The 22446-nt window shown below is 69.6% G+C and carries 5 protein-coding genes; 3 read left to right on the top strand and 2 right to left on the bottom strand.

Annotation, left to right across the window (positions count from 1 at the left end):
• Nucleotides 1-3 precede the first annotated feature (3 nt).
• Nucleotides 4-18120, bottom strand: coding sequence for an amino acid adenylation domain-containing protein (locus tag M3Q35_RS04700; protein WP_379794728.1), 18117 nt, complete (start codon nt 18118-18120; stop codon nt 4-6).
• Between the two features lie 130 nt (nt 18121-18250).
• On the opposite strand from M3Q35_RS04700, the gene M3Q35_RS04695 reads away from it, so the two are divergent.
• The 3 genes from M3Q35_RS04695 to M3Q35_RS04685 are packed head-to-tail and all read left to right on the top strand — an operon-like array spanning nt 18251 to nt 21125.
• Complete coding sequence (locus tag M3Q35_RS04695) at nt 18251-19276, top strand: FecCD family ABC transporter permease (protein ID WP_273940368.1); 1026 nt, start codon at nt 18251-18253, stop codon at nt 19274-19276.
• A 1-nt stretch (nt 19277) separates the two neighbouring features.
• Nucleotides 19278-20312 carry a FecCD family ABC transporter permease gene (locus M3Q35_RS04690; protein WP_273940367.1) on the top strand — a complete coding sequence of 345 codons (1035 nt, stop codon included), beginning with the start codon at nt 19278-19280 and terminating at the stop codon, nt 20310-20312.
• Nucleotides 20313-20315: 3 nt separating this feature from the next.
• Nucleotides 20316-21125: an ABC transporter ATP-binding protein gene (locus M3Q35_RS04685; protein ID WP_273940366.1), complete on the top strand. Its 810-nt coding sequence runs from the start codon at nt 20316-20318 to the stop codon at nt 21123-21125.
• On the opposite strand, the gene M3Q35_RS04680 is transcribed toward M3Q35_RS04685, so the two are convergent.
• Nucleotides 21118-22419, bottom strand: a complete 1302-nt coding sequence (locus M3Q35_RS04680; protein WP_273940365.1) for a lysine N(6)-hydroxylase/L-ornithine N(5)-oxygenase family protein — start codon at nt 22417-22419, stop codon at nt 21118-21120. The genes M3Q35_RS04685 and M3Q35_RS04680 overlap by 8 nt on opposite strands.
• Nucleotides 22420-22446: the final 27 nt, after the last annotated feature.

The following is a 22446-nucleotide window of genomic DNA, read 5'->3' as shown; positions in this document are numbered from 1 at the left end:
GGACTACCTCGCATCTCGGGTCAGCAGTGCGGCCAGGCCGGCCGCGGTGGGGGTGCGGAAGAACTCGGCGATGGGGATCTCGGCGCCCAGCCGCGCGGCGATCCGGTTGCGCAGGACCACCAGCAGCATGGAATGGCCGCCGAGGGTGAACAGGTCGTCGTCGGCCCCGACCGTGTCGACGGCCAGCACTTCCGCGAAGACCTCGCAGAGTGTGTGCTCGGTCGGGGTCTGTGGCGCGCGCCCGCCGGTTGTGAGCTCGGGTACGGGCAGCAGTGTTCGGTCGAGTTTTCCGTTGCGGGTCACGGGGAACGCGTCCATCGGCACGATCGCCGCGGGGATCATGTACTCCGGGAGCGACTGGGCGACGTGGTCCCGTAGCAGCTGCGGATCGGTGGTTCCGGGCGTGGTGTAGGCGACGAGGCGCTTGTCCCCCGGCCGGTCCTCGCGCACGACGACCAGGGCTTGATCGACGTTGTCGTGGTGTGCCAGCACGGTTTCGATCTCGGCCGGCTCGATCCGGAAGCCACGGATCTTGACCTGGTCGTCGCCGCGGCCGAGGTACTCGAGTTGCCCGTCCTGGCGCCACCGGGCGAGGTCGCCGGTGCGGTACATCCTGGTGCCGGGCGGGCCGAAGGGATTGGCGACGAAGCGTTCCGCCGTCAGCTCGGGGCGGCCGAGGTAGCCGCGGGCCAGGCCGGCGCCGGCGATGTAGAGCTCGCCGCGCACGCCCGGCGGCACCGGGTTGAGGCCGTCGTCCAACACGTACGCGTTGGCGTTGGCGACGGGTCGGCCGACCGCCGGGCGGTCGCCGTCGCGGACCCGGCCGACCAGCGCGTCGACCGTGGTTTCCGTTGGACCGTAAAGGTTGTACGCCTCGGTGCCGGGCAGCTCGCGCAGCGTCTCCCACAGCTGCTGGGGCACGGCTTCGCCGCCGACGCCGACGACGCCGAGCGCGCACCGGCCGTCCTTGATCACGCCGGCCGCGGCCAGCTGTGCGAAGTGGGACGGCGTGAGCTCGATGAAGTCCAGTTTCCGGTCGTGGACCACGGCCGCCAACAGGTCGGGGTCTCGGCGGGTGTCGTCGTCCACCACGTGCACTTCATGGCCGTCCAGCATCCACAGCTGCGGCTGCCATGAGGCGTCGAAGAAGAACGCCCACGCGTGGCCGACTTTCAGTTGCCGGCCGGCGGCTTCGACCGCCGGGCGGTACAGCGTCTCGCGGTGGCTGTGGAACAGGTTGATCAGACCGGAATGCGGGATCACCACGCCCTTCGGCCGGCCGGTCGAGCCGGACGTGTAGAGCACATAGGCCGGGTTGGCCGGTGCGGGCGGGGTCAGCGTGGCATCAGTGTCCACAATGTCCTCGACGTACAGGACATTGTCTTGCGGCTTGGGGATTTCCCGGGTGGTCAGCACGAGATCCGCGCCTTCGAGCACGGCGGTGATGCGTTCCGCCGGCTGGTCCGGGTCGACCGGCAGGTAGGCCGCGCCCGACTTGAACACGCCGAAGATCGCTTCGATGACCGCGGCCGAGCGTGGCAACACCAGCGCCACCACGGTTTCCGGGCCGGCGCCGTGGGTGGTCAGCCAGCGGGCCAGCCGGTCGGTGCTGGCGGCGAACTCCGCGAACGTCAGGCTGCGGCGGGCGTCGCTGAGCGCGATGGCGGTTGGTGTGGCCGCTGTCTGCGCGGCCAGCCGGTCCACCACTGTCGGCGCGGTCATCGTGAGCGGCTCTCCGGTGCCCCACTCGTGCAGGATCCTTTGCCGCTCCTTGCTTTCCAGCACATCGATACGGCTCAGCGGCCGGTCCGGATCGGCCACCACGGCCGTCATCAGCCGCACCAGGCGCTCGGTCAGGGTGCGGGCGGTGGCCTCGTCGAACAGGTCTCGGCTGAACTCCAGTTCGCCATCAATTCCGTCCGGGGTTTCGACCAGGTCGAAGGACAGATCGAACTTGGCCGGCCGCAACCCGGTGTCCCGATAGGACGCCGGCAGCCCCAGCAGTTCCTCGCTGCCGGCCGTCGAGTGATACACCGCCAGCATCACCTGGAACAGCGGGTGCCGGGCCAGCGACCGTGGCGGATTCAGCAGCTCCACCAGGTGTTCGAACGGCAGATCTTGGTGCGCGTACGCCGCCAGATCAGCCTCTCGAACCCGGTCCAGCAGCCCGCGGAACGTCGGGTCGCCGCCGGTGTCCGTGCGCAGCACCAACGTGTTCACGAAGAAGCCGGCGAGTTCCTCCAGCGCATGATCCGTCCGCCCGGCGATCGGCGTGCCCAACGGGATGTCCGTGCCCGCCCCGAGCCGAGTCAGCAGCGCCGCCAGCGCCGCTTGCAACACCATGAACGTGCTGGTGTCGTTGCCGTTCGCCAGCTTGCGCAGCCCGCGATGGACCTCAACCGGCACCGTGAACGCAACGACGCCGCCGCTGTTGGTCGACCTCGCCGGCCGTTGCCGGTCGACCGGCAATGTCAGCTCGTCCGGAATGCCGGCGAGGGCATCCCGCCAGAACGCCGCCTGCTGGCCGAGCAGGCTGTCCGGGTCGTCGGCACGCCCGAACACCTCCCGCTGCCACAGCGTGTAGTCCACGTACTGCACCGGCAGTGGAGTCCACTGTGGAGCTTCGTTGCGGAGGCGAGCGGCATAGGCCGTGTCCAGATCCCGCTTCAGCGGCGGCAGCGACCAGCCGTCCCCGGCAATGTGGTGCACCAGCAACACGAACACGTGCCGCTCCGGACTGGTCGAGATCAGCGTCCCCCGTACCGGAATCTCCCGATCCAGCGCGAAGCAGTATCCAGCCGCTTCGCCAACCCGGTCGGCGAGATCTTCTTCAGCGGACTCAATGTGCGTTAGCGCCGGTTGGACCTCAGGCAGCACGACCTGGTGCGGCGTTCCGTCCTGCTCGATGATGACCGTGCGCAGGATCTCGTGGCGGGCCACGACGTCGGCCAGGGCTGCGGCCAAGGCGACGGTGTCGATCGGGCCGGTGAGCTCCCACGCCCACGGGATGTTGTAGGTCGGGGTCTGGCCGTCGAGGCGGTCGAGGAACCAGAGCCGTTGCTGCGCATAAGACAACGGAAGCGCGGTCGGCCGCTCGGCCCGGGTGAGTGCGGGACGGCGGGTACGGCCGGCATCGAGGAGCTCGGCCAGTCGAGACGGGGTCTGGGCGTCGAAGACGGCCCGGATCGGCGTCTCGACGCCGAGCATGGCCCTGATCCGGCTGACCAGCCGGGTGGCGAGCAGGGAATGCCCGCCCAGCGCGAAGAATCCGTCGTCCGGGCCGACCGCCGGCACGCCGAGCACGTCGGCGAACAGGTCGCACAGCGCCTGCTCGATCGGCGTCCGCGCGACGCGCTCGGTGGTGTGGGTCTCGGGTGCGGGTAGTGCCTTGCGGTCGAGCTTTCCGTTGGCGTTGAACGGGAACTCCGGCAGCACGATGATGGCCGCCGGCACCAGGTGGTCGGGCAGCCTGGACGCCAACCGTTTGCGCAGCGCGGCCGGGTCACCGGCCGGCTCCACGTAGGCGATCAAGCTGTCGTCACGGGCGATCACGACCGACCGGGTGACCGCCGAGTCTTCCGTCAGCACGGCCTCGATCTCGCCCGGTTCGACCCGGAAACCCCGGATCTTGATCTGCTGGTCGGCGCGGCCGAGGAACTCCAGCGCGCCATCGGTCCGGCGGCGAACCACGTCGCCGGTGCGATACATGCGCGTGCCGGACGGGCCGAACGGATCCGGCAGGAACCGTTCCGCGGTGCGGGCCGGCCGGCCGAGGTAGCCACGGGCCAGGCCGGCGCCGGCCAGGTAGAGCTCGCCCCGAACGCCCGGCGGCACCGGGCGCAGCCGCTCGTCCAGCACATACGCGCGCGTGTTGGCGATCGGGCGGCCGATCGGCACGAGCCCGACTTCGGTCCCGCAGGTGTGGATCAGGCTGTCGCCGGCCACTTCCGAGCAGCCGTACAGGTTGACCAGCCGCGCGGTGGGCCAGCGGCTCGCCACCCGCTCGGCCAGCGTCGAGGACAGCGCCTCACCGCTGGTGATCCACGTGGTCACCGAGTCGAACGCGCCGGCCGGCGCGTCGTCGGCGAAGCTGGCCAGCAGGCTCGGCACGACGGTCAGCACCTGGGCCCCGCTGCGGCTGACCAGCTCGGCCAGCGCCAGCGGATCCGTCGCGGTGGCGTCGTCGGCCAGGATCACCGGGTCGCCGGCGACGAGGCCGCCGAGCAGTTCGGTGGAGCCGTCGATGAACGTCAAGGCGCTCTTGGCAATCCGCGACCCGGCCAGCTGGCTTCGACCCCAGTGCAATCGGTTGGCCAACGCCCGCTGCGTGCCGGCGACCGCCTTGGGCCGGCCGGTCGAGCCGGACGTGAAGATCACGTACGACGGGTGGCCCGGGTGGATCGCCGGCCAGGTGGCCAGCTCAGGCCCGCTCGCATCCGGTCGGACGAGCTTGTCACCGAAGCCTTCCGTCGCGATGACCAGGTGCGGCTTGGCGTCAGCCAACATGAGGTCGATACGGGCGGCCGGGTGGTTCAGGTCCAGCGGCAGGTAGGCCGCGCCGGTCTTGAGCACCGCCAGGATCGCCGTGACGAGCTCGACCGACCGCGGCAGCGCGATCGCCACCACACGTTCCGGACCGGCACCGCGGGCGATCAGCCCCTGGGCCAGTTTCGTCGCGCGAGCATCGAGTTCGGCGTACGTCAGGCTCTCGCCGCCGAATACCAATGCAGTGGCGTCGGGCGTGCGGGCCACCTGCGCAGCGAACAGCTCCGCCGCGGTCTTCGCCGGCAGCGCCGTCGCGGTCTCGTCGACCAGCTGCGCCCGCTCCGTCTCCGTCAGCAGGTCGATGTCCCCGATGCGGACGTCCGGGTCGCCCACCGCCGCGCGCAGCAGTTCCCGCAGCCGGGCCAGGATCGCCTCCACATCGGCCCGGTCGAAGACGTCGCTGTTGTACTCGGCGGTGCCACGGATCCCCGCCTGCTCGCCGACGAAGAGCACCAGGTCAGCCCGGGAGGTACCGGTGTCAAACGGCTCTTCGTCGATGGTCAGACCCGGCAGCGTGACCTCGGCGACGGCGTTGTTCTGCCAGGCCAGCATGGTCTGGAACAACGGATGATAAGCCAGCGACCGCGCCGGATTCAGCGCTTCCACCAGCCGCTCGAACGGCACATCCTGATGCGCATACGCATCCAAACTCCGCTCACGAACCCTCGCCACCAAGTCACGGAACGACGGATCGCCACCCGTATTCACCCTGAGCACCAGCGTGTTCACAAAGAACCCGACCAGATCATCCAACGCCTGATCGGTCCGCCCGGCGATCGAGGTGCCGATCGGGATGTCCGTCCCACCGCCCAACCGCGACAGCAACGCCGTCAACCCCGCTTGCACCACCATGAAAACGCTTGCGCCACAGGCCCGTGCCAGCTCCACGATGCCACTGTGCAACTCGGCATCCCAGACGAACCCGAACTGCTCCCCCCGATAGCTGGCCTCGGCCGGATGTGGCCGCCGAGTCGGCAGTTCGATCCGTTCCGGCAGGTCGGCCAGTGCCTTCCGCCAGTACGCCAGTTGCGGCTCGATCACCGCTTCGCCCAGCGCTTCCCGCTGCCACAGCGTGTAGTCCGCATACTGCACCGGCAGCTCGCTCCACTGTGGACCTTCGCCGCCGCGACGAGCCGTGTAAGCCGTGGCCAGGTCGCGCCACAGCGGTGCCGTCGACCAGCCGTCGGAGGCGATGTGGTGGAACACCAGCACCAGCACGTGCCGCCGCTCGTCCAGCCGCAGCAGCGTAACCCGGATCGGCAGCTCGGTTTCCAGTTGGAACACCGTGTTCGCCGCCTCGGACACCTCGGCCGCCAACGACTCCTCGGTAACGGCTCGGACGGGCAGCGGGACCTCGACGTCATCGAGGATGAGCTGCCGGGCCTCCCCGTCGATCTCCGGGAACACCGTCCGCAACGCCTCATGCCTGGCAACGACATCGTTGACGGCCAGCCGCAGCGCCTCCACGTCCAGAACACCGGTCAGACGCACCGCATTCGGCATGTTGTAGGTCGCCGACGGCCCCTCAAGCCGATGCAGGAACCACAGCCGCTGTTGCGCAAACGACAGCGGCAGCACCTCTGGCCGCGGCTCAACCCGGACCAGCGCCGGCCGCGCCACCGGCGAGTCCGTTGTGGACACCAGCGCCGCCAACCCCGCGACAGTCGGTGCCTCGAACACCGACCGCAGCTGAAGCTCCACCCCCAGCACCGCCCGCAGCCTCGCGACCAGCCGCGTAGCCATCAGCGAATGCCCACCGAGGGCAAAGAAGTCGTCGTCGACCCCCACCGCGGCAACGTCCAGCACCTCGGCGAACAGCCCGCAGAGCACCTCTTCCACCGGCGTGCGCGGCGCCCGCCCGCCAGTCGTCTCCCGCACCTCCACGCTGGGCAGCGCCCGCCGATCCAGCTTGCCCGACGCCAGCACCGGCAGCCGGTCCAGCACCGCGTAGGCCGACGGCATCATGTACTGCGGCAACCGATCCCGCACATGCTCCCGCAGCGACGCGATCAGCGCACTGTGATCACGTTGGCCGGCCGGATTGTTCCCCAGCGCAGCCCGAGCGGCACGACCGTCGCGGGCGGTGCCGGTGCGGACGGTGCCGGTGTCGCGGGCGGCGCGGGTGTGGCTGGCGCTGCTGGCGGAACGGGTCGGCCGGTAGATGCTGGTCGGCGTGCCGGTGGTGAACACCACTTCCAGCAGGCCGGGCTCGGCCATGACGGTGGCGTGGGCCTGGTACCCCTGCTCGGCCGCAAGCGCTTGCAGGTCCTCGGACTCGATCCCGGACCTGTCTTCGAGCGATGTAAGACCCAAAACCGGGTTTGGGTCGTACATCGCGCGGAGGGCCGCCAGCTCGCCGGACAGGCGGGCGTCGGGGAGGGCGGTGACGCGCAGGCGGGACGGGCGTTGGGCCAGCTGACGGGTGATGTCCTCGATGGTGGTAAAGCCGACGACCTGCTCCTCGACGGCGGCCGGAGCCGGGGCCTTGCGCATGATCACGTCGTAGCGGTGCCGGGTGAGCTCGTTGTGGGCCCGGCCGCGCTTCGCCCAGACGTCGATGTCGTCGAAGCCCTCGAAGCCGAGGAAGAAATCCGGGTCGAGGACGAGCTCGCCCTCGCGGGCGATGGCCTGCTCGACGGCGGCGATGGTGCGGCGGCCGTGGTTGAGCTCGGTCGCGGCGCGGAACGCCTTGAGCGAACGCAGGTTCCGGATGTCGCCGAGGAAGATCACGCCGCCGGGGCGCAGGTGCCCGCCGGCCGTCTGGATCACCTCGGCCAGGTACTCGGTGCTCGGGAAGTACTGGGCGACGGAGTTGATGATCACGGTGTCGACATCGGCGGGCAGCTCGCCGAGGTCGTGGGCGGGGCGCGCGGCGAGGTGGACCTTGGCGGCGAGGTTGGGCGGCAGAGCGCGTTGCAAGTTGGCGATGGCCTGCTCGGAGAGGTCGACGCCCCAGTACTCGTCGGCGATCGGCGCGATCCGGGAGACGATCAAGCCGCTGCCGACGCCGATCTCCAACACGCGCTTCGGACGCAGCGCCGAGATGCGCTCAATGGTGGCCGCGTGCCATTCCCGCATCTCGTCCAACGGGATGGGGGTGCCGTCGTAGCTGGAGTTCCAGCCGGCGAAGTTCTCCTCCATGCCGCCGGCCTCGGCATCGGTGAAGACGTCCTCGTGCAGGTCGTGCCACTCGCTGACGTGGCTGAGTTCCGCGGTGTGGTCGCGGGATGCCGCCGGGACGACGTAGGCCAGCAGCCGGCCGTCCTTGGCGATCACCACCGACTGGCCGATCTGCTCGTGTTCGACCAGCACCGATTCGATCTCGCCGAGCTCGATGCGGTAGCCACGGATCTTGACCTGGTCGTCAGCCCGGCCCAAGAAGACCAGGCGGCCGTCCGGCAGCCAACGGACCAGATCACCCGTGCGGTACAAGCGATCACCGATACCGAAAGGATTCGCCACGAAACGCTCGGAGGTCAGGGCGGCACGGCCGAGATAGCCACGGGCCAGGCCGGAACCGGCGAGGTAGAGCTCACCGACCACGCCGGGCGGCACCGGGCGCAGGTAAGCGTCCAGAACGTAGGCACGGGTGCCGGGGTCGGGGATGCCAATCGGCACGATCGAGCTCGCCGGATCGCATAAGCCCAAGGTGGAGTTCGTGGTCGCCTCGGTTGGGCCGTAGGCGTTGAACATCCGCCGGCCCGGAGCCCAGCGGCGGACCAGCTCCGGCGACACGCGTTCGGTGCCGGCGAGAAGCACGCTGTCGCGCGGGAGGTCCAGATCCTCGGGCAGCTCAGCCAAGAGGGCCGGCGGGAGGATCATGAAGTTCACGTCGTTGGCGAAGGCGTAGTCGACCAGGGCGGCACCGGGAAAGCGCAGCTCGGACGGGACCACGACAAGACGGCCGCCGGACAACAAGCCCAGGCACAGGTCCCAGAACGCAACATCGAAACTCGGCGAGGCAAACTGCAACACCACACTGTGCGGGCCGACGCCGAAACGGTCGACCTGGGTGGCGACCAACTTGGCGACGCCGGAGTGTTGCAGCACAACACCCTTGGGGCGGCCGGAGGAGCCCGACGTGTAGATCACGTAGGCCGCGTTCTCCGGGCGGACCACGACATCAGGGTCCACTGTGGACATCGCGGCGGCCACGGTGACCAGCACCTGCGGGACGTCGGCCGGTAGCTTGGCCGCGATCTCGGCGGTCGTGACGATGCAGACCGGGGCCGAGTCCTCGACCATGAACGCGATCCGGTCGGCCGGGTAGTCGGTGTCCAGCGGCAGGTAGGCCGCCCCCGACTTCAGCACGGCGAGCTCGGCGATGATCATCTCGGCCGAGCGGGGGACGGCCAGGCCGACCACCCGCTCGGGGCCGGCGCCGCGCCCGATGAGTAGGTGGGCCAGCTGGTTTGCCCGCGCGTTGAGTTCCGCGTAGGTCAGCTTGACGTCGTCGAAGACCAGCGCGATCTTGTCGGGTGTCTCCTGGACGCGCTGGTGGAACAAGCCGGGGAACGTCTCGGTGCCGGCCGGCTCCAGGCTGCCGGCCCACTCCGTGAGCACCCGGTCGCGCTCGTCGCCGGCCAGCAGGTCCAGCTCGCCGAGCGGGCGGTCCGGGGCGGCCAGAGCGGCCCGCAGCAACACCTCCAGCCGGCGCAGGACGGCGTCGGCCCCGGCGTGGTCGAAGACGTCGGTGTTGAACTCCAGCACGCCGTCGATGCCGGCCTCCCGCTCGGTGAGCGAGATCGCCAGGTCGAACTTGGACGTGCCGGTGGTCACGCCGATCTCGGTGACCGTCAGGCCGGGCAGCACCACATCGGCGCGGGCGTTGTTCTGGCCGGCGATCATCACCTGGAACAGCGGGTGGTACGACAGCGAACGGGTCGGGTTGAGCAGCTCGACCAACCGCTCGAACGGCACGTCCTGATGCGCGTACGCGTCGAGGTTGCGCTCACGAACCCGTCCGACGAGCTCGCGGAACGAGGGCTCGCCGGCGGTGTCGACGCGCAGCACCAACGTGTTGACGAAGAACCCGACCAGGTCGTCCAGTGCCTGGTCGGTCCGGCCGGCGATCGGCGAGCCGATCGGCACGTCCGTGCCCGCGCCGAGCCGCGTCAGCAACGCAGCCAACGCCGCGTGCACGACCATGAACACACTGGCACCACACTCATTGGCCACTGTGGACAGTCGGGCGTGCAGCTCGTTGTCCCACTTGAAGGTGTGCAGTTCCCCCTTGAATGTCGCGGTTGCCGGGTGCGGCCGGTCAAGCGGCAGCTCGATCCGCTCCGGCAGGCCGTCCAACGTCTCGCGCCAGTAGTCCAGCTGCGCCGACAGCACGCTGGCCCGGTCGTCCTCACTGCCCAGCAGTTCCTGCTGCCACAGCGTGTAATCCGCGTACTGAACCGGCAGATTGGTCCACTGTGGCGCTTCGTTGCGGAGACGGGCGGTGTAGGCCGTGGCAATGTCGCGCCACAGTGGGGCCATCGACCAGCCGTCGGAGGCGATGTGGTGGAACACCAAGGCCAGCACGTGTTCCCGGTCGCTCAGGCGCAGCAGTTCGGCCCGCATCGGCACGCGACGTTCCAGGTCGAACGGCGCTCGCACCAGTCCGGTCAGCACAGCGTCGAAGTCCTCGGTTGCAACGTCACGCAGACCTAATGTCACGCTGGCGTCGTCGAGAATGTCCTGGCACGGCACCCCATCGCGCTGCGGGAAGCGCGTACGCAGCGACTCGTGTCGACCGACCACATCGGACAGTGCGAGGGCCAGCGCGTCGACATCGACGTCGCCTTCGAGGCGCATGATCAGCGGCACGTTGTACGTGGCCGACGGGCCTTCGAACTGGTCGAGGAACCACAGCCGCCGCTGTGCTCCGGACAGCGGCACCAGCGCCGGCCGTTCCCGGCGGGTCGGCGATGGACGCGAGGCCGAGGCTACGGAGTCGAGCAGGCCGGCCAGCCCGGCCGCGGTCGGTGTCTCGAACACCGACCGCACCTCCAACTCCGCGCCGAACTCGGCCCTTACCCGCGCGATGAGCCGCGTGGCCAGCAGCGAATGCCCGCCCAGCGCAAAGAAGCTGTCGTCCGGGCCCACCTTGGGCAGGCCCAGGATCTCGGCGAACAACTCGCACAACTGCCGCTCGGCCGGCGTTGCCGGCTCACGCTCCGAGGTCGCCACGACCGGGTCCGGCGACGGCAGCGCGCGGCGGTCGAGCTTGCCATTCGCCGTCACCGGCAGCGCGTCCAGCACCACGATCGCCGAGGGCACCATGTGCTCCGGCAACCGCTCCTCCGCCAACGCCTTGAGCTCGGCCGTCAGTGCCGTCACGCGCCGGAACCGACCGGGATTTCCGGTGTAAGACAGCAATTGTTCGGCACCAGGCCGGAAAGCGCCGACCGGGAACCGGTCATCGGCTGTGAAGACGACGTCCACCGAGCCGTCGCCGGTCGCCGACCACGTGACGACGGTCCGGCAGCCCAGCCGAGCGCCGAGCCGGTACCAGTCCTCGGGGTCGATACCGTCGCCGGTGCGGGCGTTGGGCACGCCATCGATGCGGAGCTCTCCCCCATCGCGAAGCAGGCCTACGACCTGGTCAATCGTTGAAACGTCAGTGCCCCAGGACACTGCGGCGGCGGTGACGGGGTGCACACGCGTCGGATCGGTGTGCAGGACGACGTCGTAGCGGTACTGGGTGAGCTCGTTCACGGCCCGGCCGCGCTTGACGCGGATGTCGGCGCCGGCGATGCCGTCCAGGCGGGCGAAGAACTCGGGGGCGACGAGGAGTTCCTTCTCGCGCAGGAGACGCTGGTCGACGCGGTCGGACTCGCCACGGGCCTCGGCGACGGCGGCGTGGAAGGCGCGCACCTGCCGCAGGTCGCGGACGTCACCGATGACGACGGCACCGCCAGGGGCCAGCAGGGACAACGCCTTGCGCAGCACGTCGAGCAGGTAAGTGCCGCTGGGGAAGTACTGAACCACGGAGTTCAGCACGATGGTGTCGAAGTAGCCGGTGGGCAGGGCGGAGAGGTCGGCAGCGTCGGCCGTGCGGAGTTCGACCTTGCCGGCCAGCGCCGGGTCGGCGGCGACGCGACGGCTCAGCGAGTCAATGACCGAGGCCGAGAAGTCTGTGCCCCAATAACTTTCGCAGTGCGGGGCGAGCTCGGTGAGCAGCAAACCGGTGCCGACGCCGAGCTCAAGGACCCGTCGCGGTTCGAGCTCGGCGATCCGGGCCACGATGGCGTCACGCCACTCGCGCATGTCGGCCAACGGGATCGGTTTGCCGGTGTAGCTGGAATTCCAGCCGACGAACTCGTTGCCTTCGCCGGCGTACATGGCGTCGTACAGCTCGCGCCACTCGTCAACCTGCTCGGTCGGCTCGACGTCCTCGGCCGTCGGCACGACATAGCCGACGAGGCGCACATCGCCGGGACGGTCCTCGCGCGGCACGACCACCGCATGGGCAACGCCGGAGTGACCGGCCAGCGTAGCGGCGATCTCGCCGGGCTCGATGCGGAAGCCACGGACCTTGACCTGCTCGTCGCCCCGGCCGAGGAACTCCAGCACACCGTCGGTACGGAACCGAGCCACGTCACCGGTGCGATACATGCGAGATCCCGGTGTGCCATAGGGATCTGCCACGAACCGCTCGGACGTCAACGCCGCCCGGCCCAGGTATCCACGGGCCAGCTGCACGCCGGCCAGGTACAGCTCGCCGGGTGTGCCCGGCGGCACCGGCCGCAGCACCGCATCCAGAACGTAGGTACGGGTGTTCCACACCGGCTGTCCAATCGGGACGGTCGGCTCCGCGGCGGCGAGGTGCCAGGAGGTCACGTCGACCGAGGCTTCGGTTGGGCCGTATAGGTTGTGCAGCTCGGCGGTGAGCGTGCGATGGAACAGCGCCACAGCCTCCGGCGGCAAGGCCTCGCCGGAGCACAGCACCCGCCGCAGCGACACGCACTCAGCGACTGCCGGCTCCTGCAAGAACACCTGCAACATCGACGGTACGAAGTGGACAGTCGTCACCTGCTGCTCGCGGATCAACCGGGCGAGGTAAGCCGGATCCTTGTGCCCGTCCGGCCGGGCCACGACCTCGGTCGCGCCGACGATCAGCGGCCATAGGAATTCCCACACCGACACGTCAAAACTGGACGGCGTCTTCTGTAGCACCTTGTCGTCGGCCCGCAACCCGTACTCGCCCTGCATCCACAGCAGCCGGTTGACGATGCCGGCGTGCGGCACGACAACGCCCTTGGGCCGGCCCGTCGACCCGGACGTGTAGATCACGTACGCCGGATTCTCCGGCTCGACCGGAACTGAGACCGGCGTGGCCGGCAGCCCGGCGAGTTCGTCGATCACGGCCGGGTCGTCCAGCACCAGCGCGCCCGGCAGCTTGACAACAGATGTTGTCAGGACGGGCGTCGGCGCGGCGTCGGCCAGCATGAACTCGATACGCTCGGCCGGATATCCCGGGTCCACCGGCAGATACGCCGCCCCGGCCTTGAGCACGGCCAGGATCGACACCACGAGGTGCACCGACCGCGGCAACGCCAGCGCCACCACACCCTCCGGCCCGACACCCCGCGCGATCAGCGCATGGGCCAGCCGATCGGACGCGGCGTCGAGCTCGGCGTAGCTGAGCTCCTCCCCCTCGAACCACAGCGCCGGATGATCGGGTGTCCGCGCCACCTGCGCCGCGAACAACTCCGGCACGGTCGCGGCCGGCACCTCGACGGTGTCCCCCGACCACACCATCTCCAGCCGGTCCCGCTCGTTGCCGGTCAACACATCCAGCACGCTCAGCCGGCGATCCGGGTTCTCGACGGCCTGCCGCAGCAGCACCACGAGCCGGCTCAACAGCGCGTCCACCGTGGCCCGGTCGAATACCTCGGCGTTGAACTCGGTTTCGCCGTGGATGCCGTCGGCCAGCTCGGTCAGCGAGATCCACAGGTCGAACTTGGCTGTGCCGGTACCGACATGCTGCTCTTCGGCGCTCAACCCCGGCAGTGCCACGGCCGCGGCCGGCGAGTTCTGCCAGGCCAGCATGGTTTGGAACAACGGATGATAAGCCAGCGACCGCGCCGGATTCAGCGCTTCCACCAGCCGCTCGAACGGCACATCCTGATGCGCGTACGCATCCAAACTCCGCTCACGAACCCTCGCCACCAAATCACGGAACGACGGATCACCACCCGTACTTACCCGCAGCACCACCGTGTTCACGAAGAACCCGACCAGATCATCCAACGCCTGATCGGTCCGACCAGCGATCGGCGTACCGATCGGAATGTCCGTCCCACCACCCAACCGCGACAACAGAGCCGTCAACCCCGCATGCACCACCATGAAAACGCTTGCGCCACAGGCTCGGCCGAGATCGGCCAGGCCGGTCCGCAGGTCCTCGTCCCAGCGGAAGGTGAAGTGCCCGCCCCGATAGGACGACACCGCCGGGTGCGGGCGGTCCAGCGGCAGCGCGATACGCTCCGGCAGGCCGTCCAAGGCCTTGCGCCAATACGCCAGCTGGCCAACTTCCGTGCTGGCCAACAGTTCCCGCTGCCACAGCGTGTAATCCACGTACTGCACCGGCAGCTCAGTCCACTGTGGAACTTCGCCGCGCCGGCGGGCCGCGTAAGCCGCAGCAATGTCCCGCCACAGCGGGGCAATGGACCACCCGTCGGCGGCGATGTGGTGCACCACCAGCACGAACACGTGCCGGTGCTGGTCGACGGCCAGCAGTTCGGCCCGCACGATCGGCCCGGCCTCCAGGTCGAACACCGTGCGCACGACGTCGTCCACGGCGGAGTCCACTTCGGACTCCGTGACGTCCCGAACAGCCAGCGAGACCGGGGCCGAGTCCAGCACATGCTGGTACGGCAGGCCATCCGGACCGGTCGGGAACACCGTGCGCAGCGTCTCGTGCCGGTCGAGCACGTCAGCCAGCGCCGCCCGCAGCGCGTCGACATCCAGCGCCCCGGTCAGGTGCAGCACGAATGGCACGTTGTAGGTCGCCGACCCGCCTTCGAGGCGGTGCAGGAACCACAGTCGCTGTTGGGCGAAGGACAACAGGCTCCGCGCGGGCCGCTCGGTCCGCACCAGCGCCGGACGAACGGTGCCGGAAACCGCCCCGGCGACCTGATCGGACAGCGCGGCGGGGGTCGGCGCGTCGAACACGGCGCGTACCGACAGCTCGGCCCCGACCGTGGCGCGGATGCGCTGGATCAGCCGGGTCGCGGTCAGCGAATGCCCGCCCAGCTCGAAGAAGTCGTCATCCGGGCCGACTCGCGGCACGTCGAGCACGTCGGCGAACAGCTCGCACAGGAGCTGCTCGACGGGGTTGCGGGCCGCGCGGCCCTGGGCGGCTGCCGGCAGCTCCGGCCGGGGCAAGGCGTTGCGGTCGAGCTTGCCCGAAGCCAGCACAGGCAGGTGGTCGAGCACCACGAACGCCGACGGCACCATGTACTGCGGCAGCCGATCCCGCACGTGCGCCCGCAGCGCCGACACCAGCCCGACGGTCCCGCGCCGGGCCGCCGGGTTGTTGGCCAGCGTGGTGGCCTGAGTCGGCCGGTAGGCGGGGCCGTCCTCCCCCGTCGTGAAGACGGCCTCCAACCAACCGACCTCGGCCGACACCGTGACGGCCACCCAGACACCCACCCGCTCTCCGAGCCGGTGCAGGTCCTCCGGGTCGATCCCGGCCTTACCTTCGAGCGATGTAAGACCCAAACCCGGGTTTGGGTCGTACATCGCGCGGACCGCCGCCAGCTCGCCCGACAACCGCGCGTCCGGCACCCCGACCACGCGCAGCCGCGCCGGCCGCTCGGTGGCCAGAAGTCGTTCCAGAGCGCCGAGATCGCCGAACTCGATGACTTGCTCGGCCACAGTTCGGCGCGGGGCCTTGCGCATGATGACGTCGTAGCGGTGGCGGGTGAGCTCGTTGTGGGCCACGCCGCACTTGACCAGGACGTCGACGTCGGCGACGTCGGCGAAGCCGGTGAAGAAATCCGGGTCGAGGACGAGTTCGCCCTCGCGGGCGATGGCCTGCTCGACGGCGGCGACAGTGTGGCGGCCGTGGTTGAGCTCGGTGGCGGTGCGGAAAGCCTTGAGGGAGCGGAGGTTGCGGATGTCGCCCAGGAAGATCACGCCGCCGGGGGCCAGCTTGGCGGCGACGGTGGTGATCACGTCGGTGAGGTAGTCGGCGCTGGGGAAGTACTGGGCGACGGAATTGATGATCACGGTGTCGAAATCCGCCGGGAGTTCGCCGAGGTCGTGGGCGGGGCGCGCGGCGAGGTGGACCTTGTGGGCCCACTCGGGCGGGAGTTCGGCGTGGAGGTTGGCGATGGCCTGCTCGGAGAGGTCGACGCCCCAGTACTCGTCGGCGGCCGGCGCGATGCGGGAGACGATGAGGCCGCTGCCGACGCCGATCTCCAACACCTTGCGCGGGTGGAGCGACCGGATGCGCTCAATGGTCGCCGCGTGCCATTCACGCATCTCGTCCAGCGGAATGGGGGTGCCGTCGTAGCTGGAGTTCCAGCCGGCGAAGTTCTCCTCCATGCCGCCGGCGGCGGCGCCGGTGAAGACGTCCTCGTGCAGCTCGTGCCACTCGCTGACATGCTCCAACTCCGATTCGCGGCCGGTGGCGGCGACGGCGTAGGCGATGAGGCGGTTGTCCTGGGCGATGACAACCGACTGCGCGACGCGCGGGTGTTCCGTCAGGACCGATTCGATCTCGCCGAGCTCGATACGGTAGCCACGGATCTTGACCTGGTCGTCGGCCCGGCCCAAGAAGACCAGGCGCCCGTCAGGCAGCCAACGGACCAAATCACCCGTGCGGTACAAGCGATCACCGATACCGAAAGGATTCGCCACGAAACGCTCGGAGGTCAGCGCGGCACGGCCGAGGTAACCACGGGCCAGGCCGGAACCGGCGAGGTAGAGCTCACCGACCACGCCGGGCGGCACCGGACGCAGGGACGCGTCCAGGACATAGGCACGGGTGCCCGGGTCGGGGAACCCGATCGGCACGATCAGGCTGTCGGGATCGCACAGGCCCAGGGTGGAGTTGGTGGTGGCCTCGGTTGGACCGTAGGCGTTGAACATGCGACGACCGGGAGCCCAGCGGCGGACCAGCTCCGGCGACACGCGTTCGGTGCCGGCGAGAAGCACGCTGTCGCGCGGGAGGTCCAGATCCTCGGGCATTTCGGCCAACAGCGCCGGCGGGAGAATCATGAAGTTCACGTTGTTGGCGAAGGCGTAGTCGACCAGGGCGGCACCGGGGAAGCGGAGCTCGGGCGGGACGACGACGAGGCGGCCGCCGGAGAGCAAGCCCAGGCACAGGTCCCAGAACGCAACGTCGAAACTCGGCGAGGCGAACTGCAACACCACACTGTGCGGGCCGACGCCGAAGCGGTCGACCTGGGTAGCGACCAGCTTGGCGACGCCGCCGTGGGACACGACGACGCCCTTGGGACGACCGGTGGAGCCGGAGGTGTAGATCACGTAGGCGGCGTTGGCCGGCACGATGTCCGCGGCGGGATCGGTGGCGGGGACGGAGTTGAGGTCAAGGTCGTCCAGGAGGACGATGTCGCCGTCGAAGCGGTCAGCGAGGTCGCGGGTGGTGAGCACGCACACCGGCCGCGCGTCGGACACCATGAAGGCAATGCGCTCGGCCGGATAGTCCTGGTCCAGCGGCAGATACGCGGCGCCGGCCTTGAGCACGGCGAGCTCGGCGACGATCATCTCGGCCGAGCGGGGTACGGCCAGCGCGACAACGCGCTCCGGGCCGGCACCGTGGGAGATCAGGACGTGGGCAAGACGGTTGGCCCAGGCGTCCAGTTCGGCGTAGGTGACCTGAATGTCCTTGAACACCAAGGCGATCGCATCGGGTGTGGCCTGAACGCGGGCGGCGAACAACGTTGGCAAGGTCGACAGGTCGGAGCTGAGGTCGGTGTCGTTCCACTCCACCAGAATCTGGTGGAGTTCCTGCTCCGACAACAGATCCAACGCCCCGATCGGGCAGTCCGGACGGGCGTCGGCCAGAAGGCACGAAAGGTGCCCCACCATGCGCTCCACAGTGGACCGGTCAAGTACGTCCTCGCGATAGCGGGCGGACAACTCGGAGCCGTCGTACGACACGACGAGGTCAAGGGGCAGGTCGGTCGAGGCGTCGAAACCCACGTTGACCAGCACGGACCCGCCGCGCCCACGCTCAGGCTGGAGCTCGCCGACCAGCTCGTCGAACGGAACCTCGTGTGCCAAGGCCTCCGCATGGGCGGCCCTGACCCGGGCGACGACGTCGGCGAACACCGGCGAACCGCCGAGGTCGACCCGCACCGGCACCAGGGAACCCGTGCCGAACACAATGTCGGCCGTGCCGGCGTATCGGTGCAGCAGCACGACGAAACCGGCCATGACGGTCGCCCGGTCGAAGCCCGACAGCGGACGGGTCACGAGGCCACGGGGCGCTGCGGGCTCGGCCGGGTGCGGCCGGTCCACCGGCAGCAGCAGCTCCTTCGGCGCGGTGCCCAGGCGATCGAGCCAGAACCCGAGGTCCGCCACCTGCCGCACAGCGTCACCGTTGCTCACCGGTAGACCAGCCTCCGCTGCTCAGGGTGCCCCCAGCCGGGCACAAACTTAGGCGACCCTAACAAAAGGAAGGTTAGGATGCACTCCTGTAGTGTTAGCCTTGCCTAAATTCGTACTCAACGGAGGCGTGGTGCGGCCAGACACCCTCACGCGTCAGCCACGGCACGCGGCCCGGGCGCTCGGCCTGCTGGCCGCCGTCGGCGTGTTGGCCCTGCTGTGCCTGCTGAGCATCTGGCTGGGATCCAAGGAGATCTCGGTCGCCGACGTCTGGCGCGTGCTGCTGCACAACGACGGCTCGGCCGATGCCGTGATCATCCACAGTGTCCGGATGCCGCGGACCGCGCTGGCCGTGCTGGTCGGCGCCGGGCTCGGCCTGGCCGGCACCGTGATGCAGGCGCTGACCCGCAACCCGCTGGCCGACCCGGGGCTGCTGGGCGTGAGCGCCGGTGCGGCGTTCGCCATCGTGTTCTCGATCACCGTGCTCGGCGTGAGCTCGCTGTACGGCTACATCTGGTTCGCTTTCGCCGGCGCGCTCGCCGCCACCGCGGTCGTGTACTTCCTCGGCACGCGCGGCAATGCCGGGTCCAGCCCGGTGAAACTGACGCTGGCCGGGGCCGCGGTCACCGCGCTGCTGGGCTCGTTCACCAGCGCGATGGTGTTGCAGGACCCGGTCGCGCTCAACCGTTTCCGGTTCTGGTCGGCCGGTTCGCTCGGCGGCGCGGACAGCGGCCAACTGCTCCAGATCCTGCCGTTCATGCTGGTCGGCGCGGTGCTGGCGGTCACGAGCGGCCCCGCGCTGAACAGCCTGGCCCTCGGCGACGACGTGGCCGTGGCGCTCGGCCGGAAGCTCGGGCCGCTACGGCTGCGCGGCGCGCTGGCCATCACGCTGCTCACCGGCGCGGCCGTCGCCGTCGCCGGGCCGATCGTGTTCCTGGGCCTGATCATCCCGCACGCCGTGCGCTTCGTCATCGGCCCCGACCAGCGCTGGCTGCTGCCGTACTCCGCTGTGCTGGCCCCGGGTCTGCTGCTGGCGGCCGACATCCTCGGCCGGATCATGGCCCGGCCCGCCGAGATCCGGGCCGGCGTGATCGTCGCGTTCCTCGGCGCACCGGCGTTCATCTACCTGGTCCGCAGGCGCAAGCAGCTGGAGTCGTGACATGAGCCTGCCCGTGACCATCCGGCTCAGCACGATGTCGGTACGAGTGACACCGCGGGTCGTCACCGTGGGCGCAATACTGCTGGCGGCGGCGTTTCTGCTGCTGTGCCTGGGGATGACCATCGGCGACGTGCCGATGGGGCTGTCCGACGTGCTCACCGGCCTGTTCACCAGCGGCGACGCCGGAAACGCCTATATCGTGCGGGAACTGCGGCTGCCGCGGGCGCTGACCGGGCTGCTGGCCGGGCTGGCGTTCGGCGCGTCCGGGGCGGTGTTCCAGACCATCACCCGCAACCCGCTGGCCAGTCCGGACATGATCGGCATCAACGCGGGCGCGGCGACCGCCGTGGTCGCCGGCATCGCGTTCGGTTTCGGCGACGGACTCGGCACGACCACGTTGGGCCTGCTCGGCGGCCTGGTGTCCGGGCTCGTCGTGTACCTGCTGGCGTGGCGGCGCGGCACCACCGGCTACCGGATCCTGTTGGTAGGCATCGGGATCTCGGCGATGTGCACGAGTCTGACCGACTATCTGCTCAGCAAGGCGCAGATCACCGAGGCGCAGTCGTCCATGGGCTGGCTCGTCGGCAACCTGGCCAATCGCGGCTGGGAGAACGTGATTCCGCTGTTCGTGGCGTCCGTTGTGCTCTTTCCGTTGGTGCTGGGGCTTTCCCGCTGGATGGGCACGCTCGCGCTCGGCGACGAGGTGGCCGCCGGGCTCGGCACGCCGGTGCAACCCGTCCGTCTCGGGCTGCTCCTCGCCGGCGCAGGCCTCGTTGCCTTCGCCACGGCATCGGCCGGCCCCATCGCCTTCGTTGCCTTGACGGCACCGCAGATCGCGCAACGGCTGGCTCGCGTGTCCTCGCCGCCGGTCGTGACGTCCGCGTTGGGCGGCGGGGTTCTGGTGCTGGGCAGCGACATCCTGGCCCGCGTGCTCACCCCGACGGGGCTGCCGGTCGGCATCGTGACCGGCGCGCTCGGCGCACCCGTCCTGCTCTGGCTGCTGGTCAGGGCCAATCGTTCCGGCTCTGGAGGCTGACCGATGACTTCCGACACGCCCTCGCTGCGGGTGCAGGGCCTGCGCGTCGCCTACGACGACCGGATCGTCATCGACGGCCTCGACCTGGACATCCCGCCCGGGCAGATCACCGCCGTCGTCGGCCCGAACGCGTGCGGCAAGTCGACGCTGCTGCGGACCATGGCCCGGCTGTTGGCCCCGAAGGCCGGCACGGTGTACCTGGACGGCCGGTCGATCCACGAACTGCCGACCAGGCAGGTGGCGCAGCGGCTGGGAATTCTGCCGCAGTCCCCGGTCAGCCCCGAGGGCATGACGGTGTCGGATTTGGTCGGCCGGGGCCGGGCGCCGCACCAGGCGTGGTGGCGGCAATGGTCCACTTCGGACGAAACCGCCGTGCGGGATGCGTTGGCCGCCACGGCGATGACCGAGCTGGCCGACCGGCGGGTGGACGAGCTGTCCGGCGGGCAGCGGCAGCGGGCGTGGATCGCCATGGCCGTCGCCCAGGGCACCCCGGTGCTGCTGCTGGACGAGCCGACGACGTACCTGGATCTGGCCCACCAGATCGACGTGCTGGATCTGGTCGTCGACCTGAACCGCACCGAGGGCCGGACCGTCGTGATGGTGCTGCACGACCTCCCGCAGGCCTGCCGGTACGCCGACCAGCTGATCGCCATGAAGGCCGGCCGCATCGTGGCGTCCGGCCGTCCGTCCGAGGTGATCACCGAGGAGCTGGTGGACACCGTGTTCGGCGTGCGCTGCCAGGTCACGCCGGACCCGGTCAGCGGCACGCCGATGGTGATCCCGATCAGCCGGCACCACCAGGGCGTCAGCTGACGCTGACCGCGTACTCCCCGGCCGGCGTCAACGCCGCACGGCGGTCCACAATGGACGCAAGGATCTCGCCGACCCGCACCGCGGTGTTGGACAGCAGCGACGACGTGATGCCGTGCGAGTGCTCGGTGCCGCCCTGGAGGTAGATGCCGCCACGCACAACGGATTCCGTGGTGACGCGGTAGTCGCGCTCGACCAGCAGCCGGCCCTCCACATCGCGGGCGCACAGCGTGCCCAGCAGCGGCGTCGGGTCGGCCGGCCGGTAGCCGGTGGCGTAGATGACCGCGTCGGCGTCGAGGATCGTGCGCTCGCCCGTGGTCAGGGATTCCACCACGACCGTGCCGGTGTCGAGGACCTCGACCGGCCGGGACACGTTGAACAGGCGCAGGCGCTGCGTGCCGAGGACCTTCTCGCGGTAAACCCGCCGGTACAGTTCGTCGATCAGGTCGACGTCCACCGCCGAGTAGTTGGTGGAGCCGTGGTAGCGCATCAGCCGGTCCTTGACCGGCTCGCCGGCGCGGTAGAACTGGTCGACCGCCTCGGGGTCGAAGATCCGGTTGGCGAAGGAGCTGTCGTCGGCCGGGCTGTAGCCGTACCGGGCGAACACGGCACAGATCTCGGCCCGAGGGAACTCGTCGTGCAGCAGGGCAGCGACCTCGGCCGCGCTCTGCCCCGCGCCGACGACCACGAACCGTCGAGGATCGGCGTCCTTGATCGCCGGGATCCGGTGCAGCAGCTCGCTGTTGTGCCAGATCCGGGGCCCGGTCTCGACGCCGGCCGGCAGCTGCGGCCGAAGACCCGTGCCCATCACCAGGTTCCGGGCCCGCAGCGTGGAGCCGTCCGAGGTCAGCACGTCGAAGAAAGCGATTTCCCCGTTGTCCGCCACCGGCTCGACGGCCACCACCTCGACGCCGTACGAAACCACGTCGTCGACCTTGGCCGCCGCCCACTCGAAGTAGTCGTGGAACTCCACGCGCAGCGGGAACAGGTTCTTGTGGTTGATGAAGTCGACCAGCCGGCCGGCCGAGTGCAGGTAGTTGACGAAGGTGAAGTCGCTGGTCGGGTTGCGCATCGTGACCAGGTCCTTGAGGAAGGACACCTGCATGGTGGCGGTGTCGATCAGCATGCCCCGGTGCCAGCCGAAACGCGGCTGGCGTTCGAGGAAGTGCGCGGTGACCGGCTCGGCCGCGCCCGCGTTGTGCTCCGCGAGCGCGATCGCCAGCGCCAGGTTCGACGGTCCGAAGCCCACTCCTACGACGTCGTAGATCGGGATCTGCTCGCCGGCCTCAGCACTCATGTCGCTCCCTCAGTCCGCCCTCAGTTC

The sequence above is a fragment of the Kutzneria chonburiensis genome, assembly GCF_028622115.1.
GTDB classification, from domain to species: domain Bacteria; phylum Actinomycetota; class Actinomycetes; order Mycobacteriales; family Pseudonocardiaceae; genus Kutzneria; species Kutzneria chonburiensis.
This window is presented reverse-complemented; position numbering and strand designations above follow the sequence as displayed.

What these genes read in the sequence shown, in the direction of transcription:
- M3Q35_RS04690 (WP_273940367.1), top strand. Translation starts at nt 19,278, where the DNA reads ATGAGCCTGCCCGTGACCATCCGGCTCAGCACGATGTCGGTACGAGTG.
- M3Q35_RS04680 (WP_273940365.1), bottom strand. Translation starts at nt 22,419, where the DNA reads ATGAGTGCTGAGGCCGGCGAGCAGATCCCGATCTACGACGTCGTAGGA.
- M3Q35_RS04685 (WP_273940366.1), top strand. Translation starts at nt 20,316, where the DNA reads ATGACTTCCGACACGCCCTCGCTGCGGGTGCAGGGCCTGCGCGTCGCC.